Annotated in this window: 6 protein-coding genes and 1 pseudogene; all 7 read left to right on the top strand. The window is 72.4% G+C overall.

The window, feature by feature from the left end:
- The first annotated feature begins 101 nt into the window (after positions 1-101).
- The 7 genes and pseudogenes from ABZ340_RS15420 (at position 102) to ABZ340_RS15390 (ending at position 6,526) form a co-directional block, all read left to right on the top strand.
- The gene (locus ABZ340_RS15420) at positions 102-1,124 is read left to right on the top strand and encodes a hemolysin family protein (RefSeq protein ID WP_358782272.1); all 1,023 of its coding nucleotides are present in this window, start codon (positions 102-104) and stop codon (positions 1,122-1,124) included.
- A gap of 249 nt (positions 1,125-1,373) precedes the next feature.
- A complete protein-coding gene (locus ABZ340_RS15415; RefSeq protein ID WP_152771042.1) occupies positions 1,374-1,622 on the top strand; it encodes a helix-turn-helix transcriptional regulator in 249 nt (82 codons plus the stop codon).
- On the top strand, positions 1,619-2,167 hold the full coding sequence (locus tag ABZ340_RS15410; RefSeq protein WP_358782271.1) for a hypothetical protein: 549 nt from the start codon (positions 1,619-1,621) through the stop codon (positions 2,165-2,167). Before ABZ340_RS15415 ends, ABZ340_RS15410 begins: the two co-directional genes overlap by 4 nt.
- Before the next feature lie 376 nt (positions 2,168-2,543).
- Positions 2,544-2,791 (top strand): annotated as a pseudogene (locus tag ABZ340_RS15405) (transposase); the annotation flags it as partial.
- A gap of 169 nt (positions 2,792-2,960) precedes the next feature.
- Complete coding sequence (sigJ, locus tag ABZ340_RS15400) at positions 2,961-3,908, top strand: RNA polymerase sigma factor SigJ (protein ID WP_358782270.1); 948 nt, start codon at positions 2,961-2,963, stop codon at positions 3,906-3,908.
- Between the two features lie 102 nt (positions 3,909-4,010).
- Entirely contained in the window at positions 4,011-5,228 is a 1,218-nt protein-coding gene (locus ABZ340_RS15395; RefSeq protein ID WP_358782269.1) for an FAD-dependent oxidoreductase, read from the top strand.
- 203 nt (positions 5,229-5,431) lie between these two features.
- Complete coding sequence (locus tag ABZ340_RS15390; RefSeq protein WP_358782268.1) at positions 5,432-6,526, top strand: glutamate--cysteine ligase; 1,095 nt, start codon at positions 5,432-5,434, stop codon at positions 6,524-6,526.
- Positions 6,527-6,592 lie beyond the last annotated feature (66 nt).

The raw sequence follows: 6,592 nt of genomic DNA, 5'->3' as shown, positions 1-6,592 counted from the left end.
AACAACGGCAGCGAGCCCGAGAGCCACACCCCTCCCCCCTGGGTGCCACAACCTTACGAATGGCTGGGGTGCACCCGTGAGTTGAAAGGTAGGGCGGCCCGATGACCGCGCTGCAACTCCTCGTCGGCGCCCTGACGCTGCTGACGAACGCGTTCTTCGTGGGCGGCGAGTTCGCTCTGATCTCCGTGCGCCGCAGCCAGATCGAGCCCCGCGCGCAGGCGGGCGACAAGCGGGCCCGGATGACCCTGTGGGGCCTGGAGCACCTCTCGGCGCTGATGGCCACCGCGCAGCTGGGCATCACCGTCTCCTCGCTGGTGCTCGGCGCGGTCGCCGAACCGGCCATCGCGCACCTGCTGGAACCGGCGTTCGACGCGGTCCACATGCCGCACGCCCTCGTGCACCCGCTCGCGTTCGCGATCGCGCTGACGCTGGCGACGTACCTGCACATGCTGATCGGCGAGATGATCCCGAAGAACATCGCGCTGGCCGCCCCGGCCGCCACCGCGCTGCTGCTCGGCCCGCCGCTGGTCGCCCTGACCCGGGCGCTGAAGCCGGTCGTCTTCGGCATCAACGCCTTCGCCAACACGCTGCTGAAACTGCTGCGCGTGGAGCCGAAGAACGAGGTGGAGGCCGTCTTCACCGACGACCAGCTGGCGCGCATGGTCGTCGACGCCAGCGAGGCCGGCCTGCTCTCGCCCGCCGACGGCGAACGCCTGCGCGACGCGCTGGAACTGGGCACCCGTCCGGTCGGCGAGATCCTGGTGCCGGTGCACCGGATGCACACCGTCGACCACACCGTCACCCCGGCCCGGCTGGAACGCCTGGCCGCCGAGGCGGGCTACTCCCGCTTCCCGGTGACCGGCCCCGAGGGCACCCTGCTCGGCTACCTCCACATCAAGGACACCCTCGGCACCACCGACCGCGACCGCCCCTTCCCGCACAGTGCCCTGCACCCCGTCACCCACGTCCGCATCGACACCCCGCTCGACGACACCCTCACCGCGCTGCGGGGCATGGACAGCCACCTGGCCGCGGTGACCGGCGAGACGGGCGCGGTGCTCGGTTTCGTGACGATGGAGGACGTCCTGACGGAACTGGTGGGCCCGGCACCCGCGGCGGCCTGACCCGGCGCCCGACGCCCGGCGCCCGGCGCCCGACACCCGGCGCCCGACGCCCGACGCCACCGCCCGGCGGGGAAGCCCCGCCGGGCGGTGGCGTGTTCACCGGGTTCACCGAGCGCACCGGCTCCACCCGCTCCACCGAACGCACCGGCTTCACCCGCTCCACCCGCTTCACCGGGAGAAGCCCCCGTTCACCGGGAGATGCACCCGGCACCCTTGTACCCGTGCTCTGAAATGTAGTACTCCTTATACATGAGTGAGCAGGTGCACAACAGGCTCGCGATGGTCCGCGCCGAGCGGAAGGTGTCGCGTCAGAGCCTGGCCGAGGCGGTGGGCGCGCACTACCAGACCATCGGCTATATCGAGCGGGGGCAGTACAACCCGAGCCTCGACCTGGCGTTGAAGATCGCGAAGTACTTCGGACTGCCGGTGGAGGCGTTGTTCTCCCTCGAACCGTTCCGGCCGCTCACGGACGAGGTCTACGGGAGGAAACAGCCATGACGACGACGCGGACGACCCCTTACGACCGGGCCATGGTGCGGCTGATGAACGACCGCAGGGGCAGGCCGATGTACGCCACGGCCGCCCGCCGGCGCCTCGTCGTGGCCCTGCACATCGCCCTCACCGCGGTCGTCGGTGCGCTGCTGGCCTCCTTCACCTTCGCGGGGGCGCGACCGCTGTGGCCCGCCGCCCTGGCGGCCGTCCTGCTGCTGCCCTGGATGGTCGCGACGGGGGCGATCAACGGCGCCACCCGCGGCCTGCTGGAACTGCGCGCCCGTGTCCTGGACGAGCGGCAACTGGCCGAACGCAACCGGGTCCTGGCCGTCGCACATCGGACGATGACCGTTGTGCTGGCCGCCGCCGTGGCCGTCCTGCTGATCGCGGGCGCGGCCGGCGGCGAGTCCCTCGGGGCGGCCGTGGCGCCCGTCCTCCTCGCCGTCCTCGTCGCCCACTGGCTGATGCCGCTGTGGGTCGCCGGCCTGCGCGCCCAGGACGAGCCGGCCGACGATGAGGCGGTCGGGGTCCAGGGCCTGCCTGACAAATGATCACCGAGCATGTGCGTGTTCGGTCCCAAGCGTGTGCGTGCTCGGTCCAATTGCCTTGCCGTCCTGGCACTGGCCAGTGATTCTGGGCGAGTGCCAGGGCAGGGGAAAAGAAGGCGGCGGCAAGAGGACGCGCGGCAGCGGCTTGCTGCCCGCACCGCGCCGGACGCGGGACGGTGGAAAGTGGTCGTTGAGACTCCGGACCAGGCGGAGATACGGATGCATGTGCGCCGTCTTCAGGAGGCAGGAGTCGATGGGGCGATGACCCGGATCGACACGCTGTGCGGGCGCCTGGTGCTGCCCACCATCTACCGGCTGAGCCATTTCGTGACGGACCCCGCACGGGAGTCCGGGCACGAGCACTCTGATCATTGACCTTGTGGCAGGGCGAGGTGAGTTGGCGGATGCGGCGTGGGGTGAATAGAGCCCTTGGTGCCGCAAGTGGATGGGCGTGGTCGTCCGTGGCGTGATCACCGGCAGGTGGCCGACGGGGTGCTGTGGCGGCTGCGGACCGGGGCTCCGTGGCGCGATCTTCCCGAGCGGTACGGAGCCCGGCAGACCGTCTGCGAGCGGTTCGCCCGCCGGGAAGCGGACGGGACCTGGGCGAAGCTGCTGGAACACGTCCAGGCCGCGACGACCCGAAGACCGAGGGCCCGGACGGAAAGGGGCCGGTGTCCTCACCCGCGCAGAACCAAGCAAACTCGCGTAAAAATTCGTAAATCCGTGCAAAGTCGCGGAAAAAAGGCCGGTCCGTCGGCCGGCTGCCGTCGCGCGCCTCGAAAGCTAGGATCCGGTCATGGCCCTGACGGTGGACGACGTGGACCGGTTCGAGGCGGCCAGGCCCCGCCTGGAGGCCATCGCCTACCGTCTCCTCGGTTCCGCGAGCGAGGCCGAGGACGCCGTGCAGGAGACGTTCCTGCGCTGGCAGGCCGCCGACGTCGGCCGTATCGAGGTGCCCGAGGCCTGGCTGACGAAGGTGCTCACCAACCTGTGCCTCAGCCAGCTCACTTCGGCCCGCGCGCGGCGCGAGACCTATGTGGGCCAATGGCTTCCCGAGCCGCTGCTCGCCGGGGACCCGATGCTCGGCCCGGCCGACACCGCCGAACAGCGCGAATCGGTCTCGTACGCGGTCCTCACCCTGCTGGAGCGCCTGTCCCCGGGCGAGCGGGCGGTGTACGTGCTGCGGGAGGCCTTCGCCCACCCGCACCGGGAGATCGCCGAGATCCTCGGTATCACCGAGGCCGCCAGCCAGCAGATCCTCCACCGCGCCAAGAAGCACATCGCGGCCGGCAGGACCCGTACCGAGATCGACGAGGCCGTCGCCCGGCGGATCGTCGACGAGTTCCTCACGGCCGCCACCAGCGGCCGGACCGAGCCGCTGATCCAACTGCTCACGCAGGACGCCTTCTCGATCGGTGACGGCGGCGGGAAGGTCCCGGCCCGCACCAAGCCGTTCGAGGGCGCCGTCGCGGTCGCGACGTTCCTGCGGGGCCTGTTCAAGCCCGGCAAGGCCAAGCGCGCCCTGGTCGGCGGCTCGCCCGAGATCCACGCCACGACCGCCAACGGCGACCCCGCCCTCGTGGCGGTGCTCGACGGCCGGGTCATCGGCGTCATCTGCCTGGAGGTGACCCCCGAGGGCATCGCCGCCGTCCGCGGCCAGGCCAACCCCGACAAGCTCACGCGCGTGAACCGGTGGTGGGCGGCCACCGACCACGGCGAACCCGTGCTCCACGCCGCCTTCTGACCTCACTGTGAGGTGCTTCACACCACCCTCCTGTCAGGAAACGGACGGCCACCCGGTTCAAGGGGCGCATCCGTTCGATCCGCCCCTGACAGGAGCCAGGAAATGCAGCACCGCATCATCGTCCTCGGAGCCGGATACACCGGAGCCGTCGCCGCCGGGCGCCTCGCGAAGCGGCTGCACCGCGACGACGTCGCGATCACCCTCGTCAACGCCGAGCCCGACTTCGTCGAGCGCGTCCGGCTGCACCAGCTCGCGGCCGGGCAGGACCTCGAACCCCGGCCGCTCGACGCGATGTTCGCGGGCACCGGCGTCGTACTGAAGCTCGCGAGGGTCACCGGTGTCGACGTCGACCGCAGGACGGTCACCGTCACCGGCGCGAACGGAGGGGAGGAGGGGACCGGGGACGCCGAGGAGCTGGAGTACGACACCCTCGTGTACGCCCTCGGCAGCGGCTGGGACGACCAGGGCGTCCCCGGCGTCGCCGAGCACGCCCACGAGATCGCCGGCCGCCCCGGAGCGCTGCGGCTGCGCGAGCGCCTGGCCCGGCTGGAGGCGGGGCAGCCCGTGGTCGTGGTCGGCGGCGGTCTCACCGGCCTGGAGGCAGCGGCCGAGATCGCCGAGGCCCGCCCGGACCTCGACGTCTCCCTCGTCGCCCGCGGCGGCCTCGGCGACCGGCTCTCGCCCAGGGGCCGCCGGCACCTGTGGAAGGTCTTCGGCGGGCTCGGCATCACCGTGCACGAGCACACCGACGTCACCGGTGTCGCGGCCGACCACGTCACCACCGCCGACGGCGCCTCCGTCCCGGCCGCGGTCACCGTCTGGACCACCGGCTTCGCCGTCCACCCGATCGTGCGGGACACCACCCTGGAGACCGCCGGCACGGGCCAGGTCCTGGTCGACCGGACCATGCGCTCGGTCTCGCACCCGGACGTGTACGTCGTCGGTGACGCGGCCCTGGTGGAGGGCCCCGGCGGCAAGCCGCTGCGGATGTCGTGCGCCTCGGGCGTCCCCACCGCGTGGCAGGCCGCCGACGCCCTCGCGGCGCGCCTGACCGGCGGAAAGATCCCGGTCGTCCCGCTCCGCTACTTCAACCAGTGCATCTCCCTGGGCCGCAGGGAGGGCCTGATCCAGTACGTCACCGCCGACGACCGCGCCGTCCGGGCGGCCCTGACGGGGCGGCTCGCCGCCGTCTACAAGGAACTGATCTGCAAGGGCGCCGCCTGGGGCGTCGCCCACCCGGTGAACGGGATGCCGGCCCGGCGCCGCCGCACCGTGCGGCAGCCGGTCCGGGCGCGCGCGGCGGTCGGGACCCCTGCCTGACGCGCCCGGTGGGGCGGGTGTCCACGAGGGAGGCCGCCCGCCCCCGGTGCCGAAGGGCCGGTTCCGGGCGGTCCAGGTTTGAGCCGTCGCGCCCACGGGGCACTTCACCTGGGCACCCTCAGGCAGCCGGGAACCATGATCAAGCGGCACGGGACTGCCGGGGAACCCCGCCCGACGACGTGTGACGGGAACGAGGGATCGGCATGGTGACAGTCGGGGTCGAGGAGGAGTACCTGCTGGCCGACCCGGTCACGGGACAGCTGGCCGCACGGGCGGAGAAGGTGCGCGCCGCGGCCGGCGTGCGGCCCTTCGTCACCGCGCGGGAGATCCAGTCCGAGTTGCTGCAGGCGCAGGTCGAGGTGGCCACTCCGGTGTGCCGCACGCTGGAGGAGGTCGGCGGCCACCTGCTGCGGCTGCGGCACGCCGTCGCCGGTGCCGCGGAGGAGCACGGCTGCCGGATCATGCCGAGCGGCACCCCGGTCGCCCGGGAGGTCACGCCCGTCCCCGTCACCGAGCAGACCCGGTACAAGGCCATGCAGCGGCAGGCGCCGCAGCTCGTGGCGGAGCAGATGGTCAACGGCATGCACGTGCACGTGGGAGTGGCCGACCGGCCCCTGCGCGTCGAAGCGCTGAACCGGATCCGCGTCTGGCTGCCGACGCTGACCGCCATGTCCGCCAACTCCCCGTTCTGGGAGGGCCACGACACGGGATTCGCCAGCTGGCGCACCATCGTCTTCGACCGCTGGCCGGTCAGCGGCATCCCGCCGTACTTCGCCGACGAGGCGGACTACGACCGACGCGTCCGGACGCTGCTGTCCACCGGGGTGATCAACGACACCGGCCAGCTCTACTGGCAGGCCCGTCTCTCCGAGCGCTATCCCACGGTCGAGGTGCGCTGCCTGGACATACAGCTCCGCACGGACGACGCGGTGATGTTCGCCGGGCTCGTGCGGGGTCTCGTCGCCACGGCGGTGGCGGAGGCCGAGGCGGGCAGGCCCTTCGCGGACCCGCCGCCGGAGCTGACGCGTACGGCGATGTGGCAGGCGGCGCGCCACGGGCTCGGCGGAGAGCTGATCGACCCGGCCGGGCGGCGCGTATCCGCCCGCGACATGGTCCGCCGCCTGCTGGACCATGTCGCGCCGTCCCTGGAGGCGGCCGGTGACACCCGCCAGGTGACCTCGCTGGTCCACCGGCTGCTGTGGCAGGGCACCGGCGCGGACCGGCAGCGCCGGGCGCTGGCCGCGGGAGGCCCCGGCGCGGTCACCGACATGATCCTCGAGGCCGGGAGCATGCCGTGACGCCGGTGGGCCCCGGCGCCCACCGGCGTCCTCGGCGCGGGCCGGAACCCGGATTGTGATCCTTCC

The organism is Streptomyces sp. NPDC006134 (genome assembly GCF_040628835.1).
Lineage (GTDB): Bacteria > Actinomycetota > Actinomycetes > Streptomycetales > Streptomycetaceae > Streptomyces.
This window is presented reverse-complemented; position numbering and strand designations above follow the sequence as displayed.